The sequence below is a fragment of the Pseudomonas sp. S49 genome (assembly GCF_009866785.1).
GTDB lineage: Bacteria > Pseudomonadota > Gammaproteobacteria > Pseudomonadales > Pseudomonadaceae > Aquipseudomonas.
Map to the genome: position 1 here is coordinate 130,001 of NZ_CP019432.1, position 20,011 is coordinate 150,011.

Consider the following 20,011-nt stretch of genomic DNA (forward strand, 5'->3'; position numbering starts at 1 on the left):
ACCCTTTAAAGAAAGCGTAATAGCTCACTAGTCGAGTCGGCCTGCGCGGAAGATGTAACGGGGCTCAAACCATACACCGAAGCTACGGGTATCACCTTCGGGTGATGCGGTAGAGGAGCGTTCTGTAAGCCTGTGAAGGTGAGTTGAGAAGCTTGCTGGAGGTATCAGAAGTGCGAATGCTGACATGAGTAACGACAATGGGTGTGAAAAACACCCACGCCGAAAGACCAAGGTTTCCTGCGCAACGTTAATCGACGCAGGGTTAGTCGGTCCCTAAGGCGAGGCTGAAAAGCGTAGTCGATGGAAAACAGGTTAATATTCCTGTACTTCTGGTTATTGCGATGGAGGGACGGAGAAGGCTAGGCCAGCTTGGCGTTGGTTGTCCAAGTTTAAGGTGGTAGGCTGAGATCTTAGGTAAATCCGGGATCTTAAGGCCGAGAGCTGATGACGAGTGTTCTTTTAGAACACGAAGTGGTTGATGCCATGCTTCCAAGAAAAGCTTCTAAGCTTCAGGTAACCAGGAACCGTACCCCAAACCGACACAGGTGGTTGGGTAGAGAATACCAAGGCGCTTGAGAGAACTCGGGTGAAGGAACTAGGCAAAATGGCACCGTAACTTCGGGAGAAGGTGCGCCGGTGAGGGTGAAGGACTTGCTCCGTAAGCTCATGCCGGTCGAAGATACCAGGCCGCTGCGACTGTTTATTAAAAACACAGCACTCTGCAAACACGAAAGTGGACGTATAGGGTGTGACGCCTGCCCGGTGCCGGAAGGTTAATTGATGGGGTTAGCTAACGCGAAGCTCTTGATCGAAGCCCCGGTAAACGGCGGCCGTAACTATAACGGTCCTAAGGTAGCGAAATTCCTTGTCGGGTAAGTTCCGACCTGCACGAATGGCGTAACGATGGCGGCGCTGTCTCCACCCGAGACTCAGTGAAATTGAAATCGCTGTGAAGATGCAGTGTATCCGCGGCTAGACGGAAAGACCCCGTGAACCTTTACTATAGCTTTGCACTGGACTTTGAATTTGCTTGTGTAGGATAGGTGGGAGGCTTTGAAGCGTGGACGCCAGTTCGCGTGGAGCCATCCTTGAAATACCACCCTGGCAACTTTGAGGTTCTAACTCAGGTCCGTTATCCGGATCGAGGACAGTGTATGGTGGGTAGTTTGACTGGGGCGGTCTCCTCCTAAAGAGTAACGGAGGAGTACGAAGGTGCGCTCAGACCGGTCGGAAATCGGTCGTAGAGTATAAAGGCAAAAGCGCGCTTGACTGCGAGACAGACACGTCGAGCAGGTACGAAAGTAGGTCTTAGTGATCCGGTGGTTCTGTATGGAAGGGCCATCGCTCAACGGATAAAAGGTACTCCGGGGATAACAGGCTGATACCGCCCAAGAGTTCATATCGACGGCGGTGTTTGGCACCTCGATGTCGGCTCATCACATCCTGGGGCTGAAGCCGGTCCCAAGGGTATGGCTGTTCGCCATTTAAAGTGGTACGCGAGCTGGGTTTAGAACGTCGTGAGACAGTTCGGTCCCTATCTGCCGTGGACGTTTGAGATTTGAGAGGGGCTGCTCCTAGTACGAGAGGACCGGAGTGGACGAACCTCTGGTGTTCCGGTTGTCACGCCAGTGGCATTGCCGGGTAGCTATGTTCGGGAAAGATAACCGCTGAAAGCATCTAAGCGGGAAACTTGCCTCAAGATGAGATCTCACTGGAACCTTGAGTTCCCTGAAGGGCCGTCGAAGACTACGACGTTGATAGGTTGGGTGTGTAAGCGCTGTGAGGCGTTGAGCTAACCAATACTAATTGCCCGTGAGGCTTGACCATATAACACCCAAGCAATTTGCGTCGAAAGGCCAGATTGCGGTGTGTGAAGACGAAACGAACCGAAAGTTCGATGTTCACAAAACACCTAGCTGTCACATACCCAATTTGCTGAAGCGAGGCCGCAAGGCCACGACTCAGTACCCGAATTTCTTGACGACCATAGAGCGTTGGAACCACCTGATCCCATCCCGAACTCAGCAGTGAAACGATGCATCGCCGATGGTAGTGTGGGGTTTCCCCATGTGAGAGTAGGTCATCGTCAAGATTAAATTCCAAAACCCCTGTCTGCTAACGCAGTCAGGGGTTTTGTTTTAGTAGAAACATCCGTTTTTGCTGGCTTGTTACCGTGTTGACGGGCCAGATACAGAATTTCTTGACGACCATAGAGCGTTGGAACCACCTGATCCCATCCCGAACTCAGCAGTGAAACGATGCATCGCCGATGGTAGTGTGGGGTTTCCCCATGTGAGAGTAGGTCATCGTCAAGATTGAATTCCGAAACCCCTGTCTGCTTACGCAGACAGGGGTTTTGTCATTTCAGGGCCAGGCAACATCAGCGATCAAACCGCTTTGCGTGCCTTGCTGATACGTCGAGCCTGCCATTTACGCCACCAGATGTAGACGCCAGTCCCTGACAACCCTGCAATCAACAGACCTAACACCGCGATCATGACTTGCCCTGTAACGCCAATGATCCGCCCACCATGTATCGGCAATTGCAGCCGATAAAACTGCTCTCCCAACGTTCCCTGCCCTGCAATCTCCTGGCCTAACAAGCGCCCGTCCGTACCATGAAAGAACAACCAGGATTTGCCATGAGCTTCTGTGTCGTGTTGTCCAAATCCTGCGCCGTAAAAGTTGTATTCAAAGCTGTAATACAACTCTCCGATCGCCGCTGTCAGCCCTAGCCTTTTCCCCTCCTGTAATGCCCTCTCGTATGCCTGTTGATAACTCAATCGCGTCACCCCCAAGTCTGCGGGAGGCATTCGTCCTCGTGCCTCATAGACGCTCGGTTCAATCGGCGAAAACAACGAAACCGCTGGTTTGAATACCTGACTCGGCAAGTTCATGGCGACGCTGCTGACCGCGATCGGCAGCAGCAACAACCATAGCCATAAACCCCCGGCGCGATGCAGGTCGAAATTCAGCCGATAGGCATGGCCGCCCTTCACTTTCCAGGCAGTTGACCACTTCTTCCAGAACGGCTTTCCACGCGGCAATGTCAGCCAAAGCGCAATGAAACAATCGATCACCCAGGCAATCGCAACCAAGCCCATCAACAACAATCCCCAGTTCCCCGGCAGCGTCAGGTTGTAATGAAACTCGAGAATGAACGGGACAAAATTCTCCCGCTGAAAACAGCACTCACCCCAGTAGCGCTGGCCCTTTTGCTCAGCATTTACCGGATCCAGATAGAACACCTGATTACGCTCAGCAAATGGTTTGCCGGTCGCCGGATCATTACGCGCGACCGCAGCGAGCAACGCCGTATGCCCCGGCTCATTCGGATACTCCATGTACCAGACCTGCAACCGCGGATGCGCAGCCTGCACGGCATCAACCAAATCACCGGGTGGCAGCCGCTCGCCTACGGCAGACGCCGCATAAAATTCCGGGTTCAACCATTCATCCAATTCATGATTGAACGCCAGAATGCTCCCGGTAATACCTGCCAGCAGCAAAAACACTGCCGTGGCCAAGCCGATATAACGGTGCAACAACACCAAAAACGCACGCATGAGAATTTCCCCACAGAAACGACAAAGCCAGCCCCTGAAACATCAGGGGCTGGCTTTTTTATGCACAGGACAAAGGCCTAGAACTGGTAGCTGACCGTCGCCGCCACGTTGCGCTCTTCGCCCATGTAGCAGAAGTTCAGACTGGCGCAGGAGGCGACGTAGGATTCGTTGGTCAGATTGTTCGCATTCAGACGGACGTCGACGCCCTTCAGACCGACCTTGCCCAAGTCATAACCAATCGAGGCATCAAACAACGTGTAGGAGGGCACCTTCATGGTGTTCTCCGCATCCGCCCAGCTATAGCCGACATACCGCACACCGCCGCCCAGGCGCAGGCCATCGAGTGCGGCACTGTCGAATTTGTAGTCCGCCCATAACGACGCCATATGCCGCGGCGCCTGCGTTGGTGAGTTGCCTTTGTTTTCGATCACGTCGGTTGGCGTGCTCAACGTACTGACCATCGACTTCGAGTATTCGATATCGGTGAAGGTGTAGCTGCCGAGGACTTTGAGGTTATCGGTCAACTGCATGTGCGCTTCCAGTTCCAGACCTTGGGAGCGCACAGCACCGACCGCACGATAGAAGTTTTCCTGCGGCAGCTTGGTCGCCAGGTTCTCCTGATCGATGCGGAACAGCGACGCGGTGAACAGGTTGTCAGTGCCCGGCGGTTGGTACTTCAAACCGACTTCCCACTGCGTGCCATCGGTAGGTGCCAACGGATTACCGGCGCTGTCGGCATAGGAGTTCGGGTTAAACGATTCGGAGTAGCTGATGTACGGCGCCAAGCCGTTATCGAACAGGTACAACGCACCGGCCCGGCCAGTGAGTTTGGTGCGTCGGTCATTGATTTCCGTGCCGACCGGACGTCCGGCTTCAGCGATACGGTTTTCATCCGACGTCTCGACCCAGTCCTGGCGCAGACCCAGCGAGAAACGCCACTTGTCCATCTCGATCAGGTCTTGCAGGTAAACCCCGGTCTGCTCCAGGCGCCGCAGGTAGCTGGTCTCGCCATACATGTCGATCGCCGAGTTGCCATACACCGGATTGAACGCGTTGATCGGCGCGAGTCCGCCACTGGTCCAGTCGACCACGGTTTTACGCCGCTGATAATCCGCGCCCATCAGCACCGTGTGTTTGGTCGCACCAGTAAAAAATTCGGCCTGGAGCATGTTGTCGACGATGAACGCATGCAGGCGCTCATCACCGCCAGTGTAATAGCGGTTCAACTCGTTGCTGGTCGGCGAGGTCCAGCCATACGCGTAGACCTGATCCATGTTTACTTTGGAATCGAGGTAACGGAAATTCTGCCTTGCGGTGAAGACATCGTTGAAGCGATGTTCAAACTGATAACCGAACGATTGCTGATCACGCGAATAGCCATCGACGCCCGGCTCGCCTTCGAAGAAGTGCGGCGAGATGCGGTTGCCGTTGCGCTGATCAATTGTGCCGTCCGCCGGTACGCCACCGTGGTAACCGCCATCCGGATCGTGTTGCAGATAAGCCTGCAGCGTCAGTGAAGTGTCTTCACTGAAATCGATACTGAGGGTCGGTGCGAGGGCGAAGCGCTTTTCCTTGTTGTGGTCGAACTGCGTGTCGGACTGATCCGTTAAGCCAATCAGACGATAGGCAATGCGCTTGTCGTCATCGACCGGGCCACTGAAGTCAAAGCCGACCCCGCGCTGGCCCTGAGTGCCCACCGTGGCTTGCACCTGATGGTAAGCCTCGTACAGCGGTTTTTTGCTGGTCAGCGCCACCAGTCCGCCTGGCGAACTGCGACCGTACAGCACCGACGATGGTCCCTTGAGAATGTCCACGCGCTCAAGGAAATACGGATCGACCTGCATGGTGCTGTAAGTGCCGCTGTCGCCCATCGACTTGAGGCCGTCGAGGTAGATGTTGTCCACCGAGCCGTCGTTGAAACCGCGCATCGCCACATAGTCATAGCGGTGAGTCGCGCCGTACGGGTTGGTCAGCACGCCTGGGGTGTAGCGCATTGTCTGCGAGACAGTCTGCGAGCCCTGGTCATCCATTTGCTCGCGAGTGACCACGGACACACTTTGCGAGGTTTCCAGTAGCGCAGTACTGGTCTTGGTGGCGATCTGGCTGTGAGTGGCGTTGTAGCCGTCCATACTGCCCAATGCGTTACCGAGGGCGAAACCTTTGATATCGGTGGTTGGCAGGGCCAGTACTTCGGATTCAGCGAGCGGACGCAGGATGTAACTGCTGCCGTCCTGGCTGACCGCTTCCAGGCCGGAGCTGCCGAGCAAATGGCTCAGCGCCTGATCGGTCGAATAATCGCCCTGAACGCCTGGCGATTGCCGGCCTTGAGTTTGCTGCGGGGTCATCGACAACGTGATGCCGGCCTGACGGGCAAACTGATTCAGCGACTCTCCCAGCGGACCCGCGGCAATGTTGTAGCGATGGCTGACTTCACTGGCCGCCGGATTATCCGCCATGCTCAAACCGGGCATCACACTAACGCCCAGCGCCGTGGAAAAAAGCGCTGCCCGAACGGCGTGGCGCAGCAGGCCCGATTCGGCAGTTAAATTCAGAGTGTTCTTACAGGTGGCGCGGACAGTCATTGTAGGTTTCCGTAGGAAGTCGCAAACGCTTGAATTGAAGTGCTTACTGACTAAGCCGGACCTGCAGCAAAAACCCGCCAAAATAATTTCAGGCGACGCGCTCCAGCGTCACCCACCAGCGCGTGCGATAGCGCAATTGCACTGGCAACGTCTGCGGCAGGATGGCCAACAGCTTGTCGGTGTCTTCCAGGCGGAATACCCCGGACAAGCGCAGATCTGCCACCTCCGCCGCGCAGTTCAGAAAGCCCTGACGATAACGCCCGACTTCAGCCATAAAGTCGCCCAGACGCATGTTGCGCGTGACGATCAAGCCGTCGACCCAGGCGCCGGCATCCATAGCCAGCGGCGGCGCCGGGCGAACCCTATGGTGATCGATCAGATAACTTTGCCCCGCCAGTGCCTGTACCGAAGTGCTGCCGGAACGGATCGCAACCTGACCATGGGTGACGCTGAGCAGAGTGCAATCATGTTCCTGACGCAGGATGAATCGGGCGTCGAAAGGTTCGTAAGTGCCGTGACGGTTTTGTATCCGCAGCGGTCGATCAGACGACGCCCCCTGATCAGCGCCGCCACAGGTGACGATGATCTCGCCGCGCGTCAGTTTGATCAGCCGCCGCTGCGCGGTGTAATCCAGATCCACTGCACTCGCGGTGTTGAGTTCGATCCGCGTGCCATCCGGCAACTGGAAGCCGCGCCGCTCGCCCGTCGCTGTAGCGTAATCGGCGCTCCATTGCTGCCAAGCGGCAGTGTCCTTGGCCAGCCATGCAGCGGAGCCCATCAGCAATGCGCCAGACAACAACTTCAAGGCCTGTCGCCGGCCCAAACCCTGAGCACTGTTTTCCAGAGTGTTGAACGCCACTTGCGCACCAGGCACCGCGCGCAGGTTATTGCTCAATTCGGCTTGCAGCGACTGCACCCGTTGCCAGGCCAGTTCATGCTCATGATGTTCGGCGCGCCACTGTTCACACTGGCGGTTCAGGCGCGGATTGCCATGATTGTTGCGCAGGCGCAACAGCCAGTGAATGGCCTGTTTGACCACCTGTTGCTGCGGCTCGGTGCGACGGCCAAGAGAAAGATTATCCACAGGCATCAGTTTTCGTACCGCAGCACGTAGCAGTGATACAGCGCGCCGGCGATGTAACGTTCGACCGAGCGCAACGACAGGCCCATCTGTTCGGCGATCTGCTTGTGGGTCAAACCTTCGCACTGCGCCAGCAGAAACGCCTGACGCACTTTCGGCTTCAGTCCTTCAAGCATCCGCGCGATGCTTTCCAGCAATTCGATCACCAGTGCGCGGGCTTCGGCGCTTGGCGTTTCGGCTTCGGGTAGATGCGCGATGGTTTCCAGATAGGCGCGTTCGATTTCCTCGCGACGCCAATGATCAATCACCAGACCACGCGCGATGGTGCGCAGAAAGGCGCGAGGTGCTTTGAGTTCGAGGCGTTCGGTGCGTTGCAACAGGCGTACGAAAGTATCCTGGGCCAGATCCGCCGCATCCGCCGCGTTGCCCAAACGGGCGCGCAACCACGCGTTAAGCCAGCCGTGATGACTACTGTAAAGCGTCTGTACTGCAAACTCGGGTGAGGACATGAACGCGAACGTCACAAATGATAATTACTCGCATTGTCATCAAGGGTTACGAAATTTGCAACTGTCACCCGAACATCAGCACTGAAAAACATCGGGCAGAACGCTCTGGCACGCCGTTCGGCGGGAATCCGGCAGAAATGCCATCCATTTCCCACTCAGCCCTAAGATTTCTCCGACACGTGCCGACAGACTGGTGAGACATGCGTGCACCAAAGTAGAGCGGCCAGAAGAACGCTGCCTGCGCTGTACATGGAATGTTGCATCCGGAACGCATCCCCACTTTTGGCATAAGAAGTCCCATGAAATGAATCTCAAGTTCAGCCATAAAATCCTGTTGGCCGCCTCGGGCGTCGTGGTCCTGGCGTTCGCGCTGTTCACCCTCTACAACGACTATCTGCAGCGAAACACCATTCGTCAGAACCTTCAGTCCTCCGTGCAGCAGGCCGGTGATCTGACCGCCAGCAGCGTGCAGAACTGGATGAGCGGGCGGATTCTGGTGCTGGAAAACCTCGCGCAGAACGTTGCCCATCAGGGCAAGGACGCCGACTTCCCGGGTCTGGTCGATCAACCGGCCTTCACTTCGAATTTCCAGTTCACCTACGTCGGTCAGGCCAACGGTGTGTTCACCCAGCGCCCTGACGCGAAGATGCCGGACGGCTACGACCCGCGTCAGCGCCCTTGGTACAAGCAAGCCGTTGTGGCTGACAAAACCATGCTGACGCCGCCGTACATGGCCGCTGTCGGTGGCCTGGTAGTGACCATCGCCATGCCGGTGAAAAAGAACGGCGAGCTGCTCGGCGTGGTCGGTGGTGACCTGAGCCTGGAAACCCTGGTGAAGATCATCAACTCGGTGGACTTCGGTGGCCTTGGCCATGCGTTTCTGGTCAGCGCCGACGGTCAGGTGATCGTCAGCCCGGACAAAGACCAGGTCATGAAGAACCTGAAAGACATCTACCCGAACACCAGCGTGCGCATCGAGAAGGGCAACCAGAACGTGGTGCTCAACGGCCAGGAACGCATTCTGTCGTTCACCCCGGTCAGCGATCTGCCGAATGCGCAGTGGTACATCGGTCTGTCGATTGATCGTGATAAAGCCTATGCCGCACTCAGCCAATTCCGTACTTCGGCACTGATCGCGATGTTCGTTGCGGTGGCCGCCATTGCACTGCTGCTGAGCCTGTTGATCAACGTGTTGATGCGTCCGCTGACCACCATGGGCCGCGCGATGCAGGACATTGCTCAGGGTGAAGGCGACCTGACTCGCCGTCTGGTTGTGGAAAGCAAAGACGAGTTCGGTGAATTGGGCAGCGCGTTCAACCAGTTCGTTGAGCGGATTCACGCGTCGATTTCCGAAGTCTCCTCGGCGACTCGCCATGTGCATGACCTGTCGCAACGGGTGATGGCTTCGTCCAATGCCTCGATCGTCGGCTCTGACGAGCAAAGTGCACGCACCAACAGCGTCGCTGCGGCGATCAACGAACTGGGCGCTGCTACTCAGGAAATTGCGCGCAACGCCGCCGATGCTTCGCAGCACGCCAGCGGCGCCAGCGAGCAGGCCGATGACGGTCGTCAGGTGGTCGAGCAGACGATTCTGGCGATGACTGAACTGTCGCAGAAGATCAGCCTGTCGTGCACGCAGATCGAAACCCTGAACGCCAGCACCGACAACATCGGCCACATCCTCGATGTGATCAAAGGCATTTCGCAGCAGACCAACCTGTTGGCGCTCAACGCCGCGATCGAAGCAGCGCGTGCCGGTGAAGCCGGACGTGGTTTTGCCGTGGTGGCGGATGAGGTGCGTAACCTCGCCCATCGCACCCAGGAATCGGCGGAAGAGATCCACAAGATGATCACTTCCTTGCAGGTCGGTTCGCGTGAAGCGGTGACCACGATGAATGCCAGTCAGGCCTCCAGCGAGCAGAGCGTGGAAGTGGCCAACCAGGCCGGTTTGCGTCTGGTCAGCGTGACCCAGCGCATCGGCGAAATCGACGGTATGAACCAGTCGGTGGCAGCGGCCACTGAAGAGCAGACCGCCGTGGTGGAAACTCTCAACGTCGACGTTAACCAGATCAACCTGCTGAACCAGCAGAGCGTGGCCAACCTCAATGAAACATTGAAGGATTGTGATGCGTTGTCGCAGCAGGCCAACCGCCTGAAGCAATTGGTCGACAGCTTCAAGATCTGACCTCAAGTCAGACCGCGTTATCGTTCTTCGCGAGCAGGCTCGCTCCCACATTTGGAATGCATTTCCCTGTGGGAGCGAGCCTGCTCGCGAAAGCGGTGGTGCATTCACCGCAAAGCCGAAGCCTTAAACAAACAGCCTCAGCACATTCCCCATCGCATCATCCGCAAACCCCTGCACAAAATCCTTGAACCCCGGCAGCGCCTCTTCGCCGCCCGAGGCCGGCTCGGCAATGATCGTCCACGTCGCGCGAGACTTGTCTGCGCCCAGCGCTTCCACATTCATCGCCGCCCACAGATTCGCCACCCCCAAGGTGTTGTAAATCGTTGTCCAGGTCATGCTCCGCGCGTGCTCATCGCGGGAGTTGAGTTGCTCGACCACCACGTTGCCATCCTTGAAGCATTTCTTGCGCAGCGAGGACACGCCTTCGCCGATTGTTTCGATGTGCGACAGCGCCGGAATGAAACGGTCGAAACCGCCGAAGCTGCCGACCAGCGCCCAGACTTGCGCGGCGTCCGCCGGCACTTCTACCGAAGAGACAACGTGGCAGCCGTGCGGGTTTTTGATCAGGGTATCGGGTTGCAGAGTGCTCATGGTGTTGCTCCTTTTGTTGGATCAGATGAAGTTGATTTCTTTCAGGTAGTCGCAGCCACGACGCAGCAGCGCCGGGGATTTCTGCGGGTAATGCGCGCCCATCTGCTGGACGCCGGCTTCAGCGTTGGCGTGGCCGATCAGGGAGATGTCGCCGATGTCTTCTTCAAAGCCGTTGAGGTAGAAACCGAGCACGCCGAACAGCGCGTTATCGGCGTCGACCCGAGCCAATTGCTGTTGCCAGTCGGCGACGCTGACCAGCGCGAATTCGCTGCCGGTTTCACGGAACGAAGCGACGTAGGCGTCCCAGCTCAGCGGCTCGGGGTTGTGCAGGTTGAACACCGCCCGCTCGGGTGAATAACGGCTGGCGTGGAAGGCGATGAAACGGGCGAGAAAGTCCACCGGCATCAGGTCGAAGTTCAGCGCGAAGGCCGGCACCTGACCGAGCTGGATCGAGCCCTTGAGCATCAGCATCAAACGGTTTTTGTGCGGCTGACAAACACCGCTCAGGCTGTTGAAACTGATATTGCCGGGACGATACAGATTGACCCGTACGCCGCGTTCCCGCGCCCGTTCGAGGATGCGCTCGCCGACCCATTTCGACAGGTTGTAGCCGTTGCGAATGTAGATCGGTGGCGTCAGCGCGGCGGGCAGTTCCAGCACCCGTCCCGCATCATCGACCGTGCTTGAAGCCGACAGCGTCGAGACAAAATTGAAGACCTTTTTGCTCTGCCCTTCGCACAGGCGCAGCAGGGCGAAAACCGGCTCGACGTTGTCCGCTGCCAGTGACTCGTAATCGAGTACGTGATTAACGTTGGCAGCGTTGTGCACCAGCGCACCGAACTCGCGATCGAGGCGCTGATAATCTTCGTCGTTCAGGCCCAGTTGCGGGCGCGAAATATCTGCCGCGTAAACCCGCACACGACTCAGATCCAGATGTTCCAGACGGTTTTCCCGCAGCGAATCGGCAAAGCGCTGCGCCGCTGTTTTCCCGTCGCCATCACGCACCAGACACGCCACCTCGCTGGCGCCCCAACCGAGCAGTGCCTCGACGATGTGCACGCCGACAAAGCTGTTGGCGCCGGTGACGATGACCTTGTGCACATCGCCCATGCGGCTGATCGGCAGCGGTTCGATTTGCAGTGCACGCTCGGCGTCGGCCATGGCCTGGGCGCTGAGCACCGCGCTGTCATCGGTGCCGCGCACCAGCGTTGCGAGTTTGATGATGGTCGGCAGTTCGATGAAGCGATTGATCGAAATGCTGCGACCGAATTCCTCACGCAAACGCAGCAACATCCGCGACAGCAAAATCGAGTGACCACCCAGATTGAAGAAACTTTCATCGGTGGAAATATCGCTGTTCGGCAGCTCCAGCAACTCCGCCCAGATCTCCAGCAGCAGTGCTTCATCAGCATTCGCCGGCAGGCATTTCGGCCCGCTGCCCTGCACGCTTACCGGCAGGTCCAGCAGCGTTTTACGGTCGACCTTGCCGTTGCTGGCGAACGGCATGCTCGACAGCTCAGTCCACGCCACGGGTTGCATGTAGTCGGGCAGAAACTGGCGCGCGTGGGCCTTCAGTGCTTCGCGCGCGGTGTCCGATTGCGGCTGGGCGAGGAACGCCAGAATCCGACGCTGAGTGTCGATTACTACTGCGATTTGCCGGTACAACTGGCTCTCGCGCAGGCAGCGTTCGATCTCTTCCGGCTCGACCCGAAAACCACGGATCTTCACTTGATTGTCGCGCCGTCCGCACAGCTCGATACCGTGCTCGCCCCACTTGGCCATGTCGCCGCTGCGGTAGGCGCGCAGCGTCTGCCCGTCCGGCAGATTCAAGGTCAGATAACGCTCGGCGGTCTGCTGTGGATTGTTCAGATAACCGAGGCAGACGCCGGGGCCGACGATGAACAATTCGCCGACGGTGTGCTCCGGCACCGGTTGCAAATCATCATCGAGAATCAGCACCTGGCTGTTGGCGATCGGCGCACCGAGGCTGCGGTTGCTGTCGCCGGGTTTGAGCAGGCGTGCGGTGATCAGCACCGTGGCTTCGGTCGGTCCGTAAAGGTTGTGCAGCGTGCCCTGACGGGTCAGTTGCTCGATGACGAATGGCTCGCAGACATCGCCGCCGGTCATCACTTGCACACCCTCCAACTGCTCCAGCGGCAGGATGCTCAACAGCGCTGGCGGCAGGAATGCGTGGGTCAGTTGCCGGCGGCGGATCAGCGCGACCAGTTGTAGCGGATCGCGCCGTTGCGTGTCGTCGGGCACCACCAGTTCGGCGCCTTCGAGCAGGGTCGGGAAGATGTCGATCAGTGATGAGTCGAAGCTCAGCGATGAGAACTGCAAGACCCGACTTTCTGCCTGCAACTGCACGTAATCGGCATACCACACGGTGAAGTGCGCAAGATTGGCCTGACTGAGCAAAACACCCTTCGGATGCCCGGTGGTGCCCGAGGTATAGAGCGCCATGCACGGTGCGTCGAGTTCAGGGTGGCGGCGCATCAGCGGGTGGCTGAGATCTGCCTCGGCGCTGTCGATACAACTGACATCCAGCCCCGCCATTGTTGCGCTCAGTGGATGCACGCCATCATGCAGCAACAGCACTGCACCGGCGTTTTGCAAAATGTATTGCTGGCGCTGCAATGGATGGCTCGGCTCCAGCGGCAAGTAAACCGCGCCGCTGCCGAGGATTGCCAGAATCGAGGCGAACAGCGCCGGGCTTTTCTGCAGGCAGACGCCCACCACCCACGGTTGCGGATGTTGCTCGAGCAAGGGCTGCAAACGCTGCTGGATCGCGCGACTGTGGGCGTGCAATTGCCGATAGCTGATCGACTGTTCGGCGAGGTGCAGCGCCGGTCGTTCGGCATGCCGGATCAGGCTCTGTTGCAGGCGCTCGATCACTGGGAGCTGCGCCTGCTTCAGCAGCGCCGGATTGGCCGTCTCATTGAGGCGATGGACGTACGTCAGGCTGTCGAGAAACAGCAGGTTTTCCATCCGCTCGAAATCCGGCGCAGGCACAGATACGGCCCGCTGAAGATATTCCGCATCACGGGAGACGCGGCTGACCAGCAACGCCACTTCGTCCACCACCTGCGTCAGCACCCTTTGCCGCAGGGCCTGACCGTTGCCGGACGGCTCATCGGCAATCGGCACGCGGCTGATCAGTGACGAGCCGAGGAAGCACAGCAAATCGAGCGATGGCAAACCGCCAAGGCTCGGCGCGCCAACCCCCAGACGCAGATGCAGGTGCGGGATCGCGCAGAAGTCACCAGCGCCAATGAAGCCATCGTCGATGATCAGATCCACCGTCGATGCCGCAACGCCGCTGCGCTGTAATGAGTGACCGTGTTGTTCAAGTTCCAGCGCCAGGTCGGTCATGGCCTGGCTGGCGCCAATCAGCAAAATGTCGAGACGTTTCATGTCGGCCTCCTTGTCAAACCAGGTAATCGCGCAGGGCGTGCTGCACGCACGGTGTGTCGAGCAGCGAACTGTTGTGGAAGAACTTGACGATGTTGCCCACCAAGGGATGGTGGCGATTGATCGGGAACGCGAGCCCGGCCATTTCATCCCTGAGCGAACGGCGCGTGGTTTCGCTGACCGGCAGTGCGTCGATCAGGCGCAGGTCGAAGGATTTCTGGATGTCGTTGGTCAGGTAATGGCCGATGAACACCGGCAGAATCTGCGCGATGGTTTCGCGATCCGCCGCGCTGGCGGTGTGCCAATAGATGCGCACCATTCGCGCCCAGAAACTCGAATGGCGACCCTCATCGAGCAAGTGATCGGCCATCAGGCCTTTGATCGACGGCTTGACCGTGTCGTCGCGGGCGAACGCCGCGACATCACCGGTCACGGTGTTTTCGGCGATGGCCACGCAAATCAATTCCATCGCGCTGCGCAGGTGTTCCGGTGCCAGCGCGACGGCGGCGGGAATAGCCCGGCTCAGTTCGATTTCATCGGGCAACTGAATCGGTTCGATGCCGGTCATCGCGACCGTTTGCTGCATGAAATCCATCGCCACCAAGGCGTGGTAATCCTCGTCGACCACCACGGTCATCGCGTCGTAACGGCAGGCAAACGGGAAGGTCACAGCGAAGCGGTTCTTGGCGATGCTGCGCGCAGTCTTGTCGACGATCTCGGTCTCGAAAATCACCACATCGTTGATGAATTTGTACAACGTCTGCACCAAGGCGAAATCACGTTGCTGCGGACACTCGCGCAGGAAGGTTTCGCTGAGCACCAGCGGTTGACGGCTGAGCGGGTAGATCAGGCGTTCATCGTCTTCCAGCACGCGACGCGGGCGGGTGCGGATGGTGGCGCGGTTCTCCCAGGCATCGGCAAAGGATTGATAGTCGGCGGCGTTCATTGGGCGACCTCCGCCAACGGTTCGCGCATGCTCAGGCGCAGGCCGTCCCACAAGGCTATGCGGCTTTCCACGGCGGCGATGGCACTGGCGTAGACCTCGGCCTCGCGCTGCGGATCGCCGTCGACCAGACGCTCGAGCAGGTGTTCTGCTGCCGGGCCGTGATCTTCGGAGTCGACCTCGATGTGCCGTTCCAGGTAATAGCGGAAGGTCGGCGCCTGCTCGATACCGATGCCCCAGTCGTCGAGGATGCGCTGGAACATGGTCGGGATCACGCTCTCACGGCCATGCAGAAACGCCGCCGCCACGCTGTGCCCCGGGGCATGCAGGGCGGTGCGCAAGGTGTCGCGGACAAACTGCGCGGCGGCCGGATCAACCTCGATGCTTTGCAGCGCGACGTCATAGCTCACGCCTTCCTGTTGCAGGGCGATAAAGCGCTCCACGGCGGTGGTACTCGCGCCGATTTCGCGCATGGCATCCAGGTACAACTCGAAATGGCTGTAATGCCCTTCGGTCAGACAATCATCCGATTCCTCACCCAGAACGATCTCGTTGATCAACCGGGCGGCGTGAGGATCACGCGGCGGCAACCACGGCAACCGGGTGCAAGTCAGCTCCTGCTGCAGGCGTTTGGTCAGCGACATGAAATCCCACACCGCAAATACGTGGGTTTCCATGAAACGTCGCAATACCGATAGCGAAGTGATCTCGGAAAAGATCGGGTGAATGCTAAGTTCGGCTTTCTTTAGGGCGAGTTGGTTCTTGGTGGGCATCATGATGTCCTTTATCGTTGATATGTAATGGAACTGCTCGGGTAACTGCGCAATCTGTGAAACCACGACTTACTTGTTTTCTGTCGGCGGACGACAGCCTTCCTTCCTGATAGGTAAGTGCGGACCGGATATATCTGTGACATGGCTTCATGTCTGCCCATAAGGCGCTGCTGTTGTACCGCAGGCATTGGGTGGGTGCCGAGGTGAAGGGTGAAGTTCAAACTTGGCGAGGAAAAACTAATACACCGACAAAGTATTTAACAAGTACATTTTTAATTATTTTAAGTTGGCTGTTTTTTGAAGTTGAGTAGTTCCGATAAAACTTTTGGCTGAAGTTTTATTTGGGCGTAGTTGCTCCTTTCGGCGAATAACTGCCAAAATTGATCGATAAGAGTGAATGCCTCACTCGAAGCAACTTTCCAGTAATAAGAGTTGAATGATTTAAAAGGGGCGGAAGTTGGCCGTGACCCCGCGCCATGACTTCCTTTTTCCCGTGGCAAGGCTCCTTCCGTAGGTTCCTGGTGCGGGGACTGCGCCGTCAGTGCGGCGCGTCGCCCGTTCTTTATGGGGTTGGCCGTTCAAGAGTGCGGGTAAATGATCGCCACGGCTATTCCCGTTTCAACATCGGCAAGGTGCAAATTTCGGACTCAACGGCGCAGGGAGGTTAGAGCGGGCACGCGGATCCGCCCACCCGAGGGCTGGCAGATCGCTTGGGGATTTGTAAGAGAGTTATTCGCGGAGGGTGCGCGCTCAGCGCGCGGCTTTGCGGCTTTGCGCGGCGGGGGTAGCCAGATAGCGGGTAATCACCTCGACGCCCCGATTAAGGTGCTGCTCGAGGAGTTCGATCGACCGTTCAGTGTCGCGATCCTGCACGGCTTGCAGCATCGCCCGGTGATCGTCCTGGGACAATTTGCCCAGGCTCATGGCCTCAAGGTTGAAACGCAGAAAACGTTCTTCTTCGTTGAGTCCGTCTTCGACCAGTCGCAGCAAGCGTTTGTTGGGCGCCTTGCTGTAAAGGGCCATGTGGAACAAACGGTTGAGCCGGCCGATTTCCGTGTAGTCGTGTTGCGCCTCCAGCTCTTCGATGTAAGCCGCTGCCCGTGCGTGATCGGCAGCGGTCAACAGCGGAACCGACTGGCGCATGGCTTCGGATTCGAGGAGGATGCGCAGCTCGTAGGTTTCAGTGGCATCGCCCTGAATCAACGGCGCAACCACTGCGCCTTTATGCGCAGTAACGCTGAGCAGTTCCTGGGCTTCGAGCTGGCGCAAGGCTTCGCGCACCGGCATGCGGCTGACGCCGAACAAATCGGCCAGATCCTGCTGACGCAGCGCCGTGCCGCAGGGCAGACGCCCATCAAGAATTGCCGAGCGCAGGGTTTCTTCGATCACCGAACGGGCCAGATGCGCAGGAATCGGTCCGTCGACTTTAATGCTGTCCAGCGGTTTGGGCTTCTGTGTCACGACTACGCACCCTGTATGTCGGCCTGATTTGGATCCAAATGACACTAGTGATTGCTCTACAGGTTGTCAAACCTTGTAAAACATTGCGCTGGCAAATGAAGTTTAGCGTGCCGTGGATGATCTCATGGTGCCATTGTTTTTTGCCGGGCTAAGCTTCACCATCAAACGCTTTCTATCCTGCCTTCTGGAAACCTGCTGTGGCGGTACGTTTCGCGATCCCCCGGACGTTGCGCTGGCTAGGCTGCGCACTGTTGCTGGCCGGCATGATGCTGGGCGGCCTGCATGCCGATTGGGATTTTTCCGCGATCAGCCGCAAAGCCACGGCACTCTATGGGCCGCTGGGTGCCGGGCAGCAGCGCATCGATGCCTGGCAGAACCTGTTGGCCACGCAGAAGCAGGTCAGCGAGATGGAAAAGCTGAAAGTGGTGAACCTGTTTTTCAACAAACAGGTGCGCTACGTCGAAGACATTGATCTGTGGCACGAAGTCGATTACTGGGAAACACCCATCGAGGCGCTGTGGAAGGGCGCCGGCGACTGTGAAGACTACGCGATCGCCAAGTATTTCAGCCTGCGCCACCTCGGGGTTTCCAGTGACAAGCTGCGCATCACCTATGTCAAAGCGTTGCGCCAGAACCGCGCGCACATGGTCCTGACTTACTATGCCACCCCCGATGCCATGCCGCTGGTGCTCGACAGCCTGATCGATCCGATCCAGCCGGCGTCGCAGCGAACCGATTTGCTGCCGGTCTACTCTTTCAATGCTGAAGGTCTGTATTTGCCGGGGGCCAAAGGCAACAAGAAGGTCGGTGACACCAAACGCCTGTCGCGCTGGCAGGATGTCTTGAAGAAAATGCAGGCCGAAGGTTTCCCGGTCGAGACGACTAACTAGGAGCACGCGCTCAGATGTCTTTGTTCAAACAGCTGTTGATCGCTATCTGTCTGTTCCTGGTGGTCGCCTTCACCGGCAGCTTCATGGTCAGTCTGGAAAGCTCGCGCACCCAGTACGTCAACCAGTTGCGTTCCCACGCCCAGGACGCCGCGACGGCGCTGGCTTTGTCACTGACGCCGAATATCGACGACCCGGCGATGGTCGAGTTGCTGGTCAGCTCGATTTTCGACAGCGGTTATTACGCGAGCATCCGCGTGGTCGATCTGAAAACCGATCAGACGATCGTCGAGCGCAACGGCATTCCGGCCGTCACTAACGTGCCGGACTGGTTCGTCAAACTGATTGGCCTGGAACCTGCCGGTGGTGACGCGCTGGTCAGCCGTGGCTGGGAACAGGCGGCGCGGGTCGAGGTGGTCAGCCATCCGATGTTCGCCGTGGCCAAACTCTGGCAGAGCGCGTTGGGCAGCCTCGGCTGGCTGCTGATCTGCGGTGCGATCAGTGCCGTCCTCGGTGCGCTGTTGCTGCGCCGGCAGTTGAAGCCACTGGATTACATGGTCAAGCAATCCCACGCCATCGCCCGGCGCGAATTCCTCAGCCTGCCGGATCTGCCGCGCACGCCTGAGTTGCGTCGCGTGGTGCAGGCGATGAACCAGATGGTCGAGAAGCTCAAGGCACTGTTTCAGGAGCAGGCCGAGCGCAGTGAAAAACTGCGCGCCGAGTCCTATCAGGACAACCTCACCGGGCTGGCCAACCGGCGCTATTTCGAAATGCAGTTGAACAATCGGGTGAGCAACCCGGAGCAGGCCAGTTCCGGTTATCTGCTGCTGTTGCGGGTCAAGGATCTGGCCGGGCTCAACCAGCGTTTGGGCGGTCAGCGCACCGATGAATTGCTCAAAGCGGTCGGCGAGCAGCTGTCGCGCGAATGTGCCAAATATCCGGAAACCCAGAACCTTGTCACACGTATTCGTGGCGGTGAATTCGCTGTGCTGGCGCCGGGGCTGGTTCGTGAGGAAGCGCTGCAACTGGCGCAGAACCTCGACAGTGCCCTCAGCAGTCTGCACGCCACCGGCGCGACCGACGTCGCAGCGGTGGCGTCGATCGGTCTGGCGCCGTTCACCCACGGCGATTCGCCGCAACAAGTGCTGACGCTCGGCGATCAGGCGCTGGCGCAAGCCGAAGGACAGGGCGAGCAGAACTGGGCCTGCATCGATCAGAGCCTGACGGCGGACGTTGGCGACGATCACCACGCCTGGCATCGCTTGCTCGATCAGGCCTTGAGTCAGCAGCGTTTCGAGCTGTATTTCCAGCCGGTGGTGGCTGCCGCCGACACGCAACTGGTGCTGCATTACAAAGTGCTGTCGCGCTTGCTCGATGATCAGGGCCAGACCATTCCGGCCGGGCGCTTCTTGCCATGGCTGGAGCGCTTTGGCTGGACCGCGCGACTGGATCGGCTGATGCTCGAACGCGTGCTGGAACAGATGAAAGCGCATGAGGATTCGCTGGCGCTGAACCTGTCTTCGGCTACCTTGGCTGATCCGCAAGCGCTGAATAAAATCTTCGAGATTCTGCGCGCGCATTCCAACCTCGGCGCGCGCCTGACCCTTGAGATCGGCGAGGAGCAGTTGCCGGAGCAAGCGGTACTGGAGCAGTTGACCCGGCGCCTGCGTGAACTCGGTTTCTCCCTGAGTCTGCAGCGGTTTGGGGGGCGCTTCAGCATGATCGGCAACCTGGCGCGGCTGGGGCTGGCGTACTTGAAGATCGATGGCAGCTACATTCGTGCGATTGATCAGGAGGGCGACAAGCGCTTGTTCATCGAGGCGATCCAGCGGGCGGCGCACAGCATCGATCTGCCGCTGATTGCCGAGCGGGTCGAGACGGAAGGCGAGTTGGCGGTGATTCGCGAGATGGGCTTGTATGGGGTTCAGGGGCAGTTGTTGGGTGAACCGAAGCCTTGGCGGTGAGTCATCGCAAAAGCAACCCTCACCCTAGCCCTCTCCCAGAGGGAGAGGGGACTGATTG

12 protein-coding genes and 3 rRNA genes (1 of these 15 only partly in view) are annotated in these 20,011 nt (G+C 58.3%); 6 read left to right on the forward strand and 9 right to left on the reverse strand.

Translation table 11 applies throughout. The features are described from left to right. The 3 genes from PspS49_RS00630 to rrf (PspS49_RS00640) all read left to right on the forward strand — a co-directional run. Positions 1–1,827: ribosomal RNA gene (locus PspS49_RS00630) — 23S ribosomal RNA — on the forward strand (it extends 1,067 nt beyond the left edge of the window). Between the two features lie 149 nt (positions 1,828–1,976). After that, positions 1,977–2,092, forward strand: a 5S ribosomal RNA gene (gene rrf / locus PspS49_RS00635). A gap of 107 nt (positions 2,093–2,199) precedes the next feature. Further along, positions 2,200–2,315 (forward strand): 5S ribosomal RNA (rrf, locus tag PspS49_RS00640). A gap of 72 nt (positions 2,316–2,387) precedes the next feature. Here rrf (PspS49_RS00640) and PspS49_RS00645 read toward each other — a convergent pair. The 4 genes from PspS49_RS00645 to PspS49_RS00660 all read right to left on the reverse strand — a co-directional run bounded on the left by PspS49_RS00645 (position 2,388) and on the right by PspS49_RS00660 (position 7,738). Next, complete coding sequence (locus PspS49_RS00645; RefSeq protein WP_160037693.1) at positions 2,388–3,566, reverse strand: PepSY domain-containing protein; 1,179 nt, start codon at positions 3,564–3,566, stop codon at positions 2,388–2,390. A gap of 77 nt (positions 3,567–3,643) precedes the next feature. Beyond that, the gene (locus PspS49_RS00650) at positions 3,644–6,148 is read right to left on the reverse strand and encodes a TonB-dependent siderophore receptor (protein ID WP_160037695.1); all 2,505 of its coding nucleotides are present in this window, start codon (positions 6,146–6,148) and stop codon (positions 3,644–3,646) included. Between the two features lie 88 nt (positions 6,149–6,236). Beyond that, entirely contained in the window at positions 6,237–7,238 is a 1,002-nt protein-coding gene (locus PspS49_RS00655; RefSeq protein ID WP_127925354.1) for a FecR family protein, read from the reverse strand. Next, on the reverse strand, positions 7,238–7,738 hold the full coding sequence (locus PspS49_RS00660; protein WP_127925355.1) for a sigma-70 family RNA polymerase sigma factor: 501 nt from the start codon (positions 7,736–7,738) through the stop codon (positions 7,238–7,240). The genes PspS49_RS00655 and PspS49_RS00660 overlap by 1 nt, the downstream gene beginning before the upstream one ends. 304 nt (positions 7,739–8,042) lie before the next feature. Between PspS49_RS00660 and PspS49_RS00665 the strand changes: the two genes are divergently transcribed. Next, positions 8,043–9,923: a methyl-accepting chemotaxis protein gene (locus PspS49_RS00665; RefSeq protein ID WP_122597676.1), complete on the forward strand. Its 1,881-nt coding sequence runs from the start codon at positions 8,043–8,045 to the stop codon at positions 9,921–9,923. Between the two features lie 123 nt (positions 9,924–10,046). Here PspS49_RS00665 and PspS49_RS00670 read toward each other — a convergent pair whose 3' ends face one another. The 5 genes from PspS49_RS00670 to PspS49_RS00690 form a co-directional block, all read right to left on the reverse strand. Further along, positions 10,047–10,514: an SRPBCC family protein gene (locus tag PspS49_RS00670; RefSeq protein WP_160037697.1), complete on the reverse strand. Its 468-nt coding sequence runs from the start codon at positions 10,512–10,514 to the stop codon at positions 10,047–10,049. Positions 10,515–10,535: 21 nt separating this feature from the next. Further along, a complete protein-coding gene (locus PspS49_RS00675) occupies positions 10,536–13,928 on the reverse strand; it encodes a non-ribosomal peptide synthetase (protein WP_160037699.1) in 3,393 nt (1,130 codons plus the stop codon). A gap of 13 nt (positions 13,929–13,941) precedes the next feature. Beyond that, positions 13,942–14,871, reverse strand: coding sequence for a diiron oxygenase (locus PspS49_RS00680; RefSeq protein ID WP_160037701.1), 930 nt, complete (start codon positions 14,869–14,871; stop codon positions 13,942–13,944). Beyond that, positions 14,868–15,644, reverse strand: a complete 777-nt coding sequence (locus tag PspS49_RS00685) for a DUF3050 domain-containing protein (RefSeq protein WP_150776561.1) — start codon at positions 15,642–15,644, stop codon at positions 14,868–14,870. The genes PspS49_RS00680 and PspS49_RS00685 overlap by 4 nt, the downstream gene beginning before the upstream one ends. A gap of 747 nt (positions 15,645–16,391) precedes the next feature. Next, entirely contained in the window at positions 16,392–17,102 is a 711-nt protein-coding gene (locus PspS49_RS00690) for a GntR family transcriptional regulator (RefSeq protein WP_127925360.1), read from the reverse strand. Between the two features lie 197 nt (positions 17,103–17,299). On the opposite strand from PspS49_RS00690, the gene lapG reads away from it, so the two are divergent. Together lapG and lapD are read left to right on the forward strand one after the other, a co-directional pair. Continuing rightward, on the forward strand, positions 17,300–17,992 hold the full coding sequence (gene lapG / locus PspS49_RS00695; protein WP_127925361.1) for a cysteine protease LapG: 693 nt from the start codon (positions 17,300–17,302) through the stop codon (positions 17,990–17,992). Between the two features lie 14 nt (positions 17,993–18,006). After that, positions 18,007–19,953 carry a cyclic di-GMP receptor LapD gene (gene lapD / locus PspS49_RS00700; RefSeq protein WP_127925362.1) on the forward strand — a complete coding sequence of 649 codons (1,947 nt, stop codon included), beginning with the start codon at positions 18,007–18,009 and terminating at the stop codon, positions 19,951–19,953. Positions 19,954–20,011 lie beyond the last annotated feature (58 nt).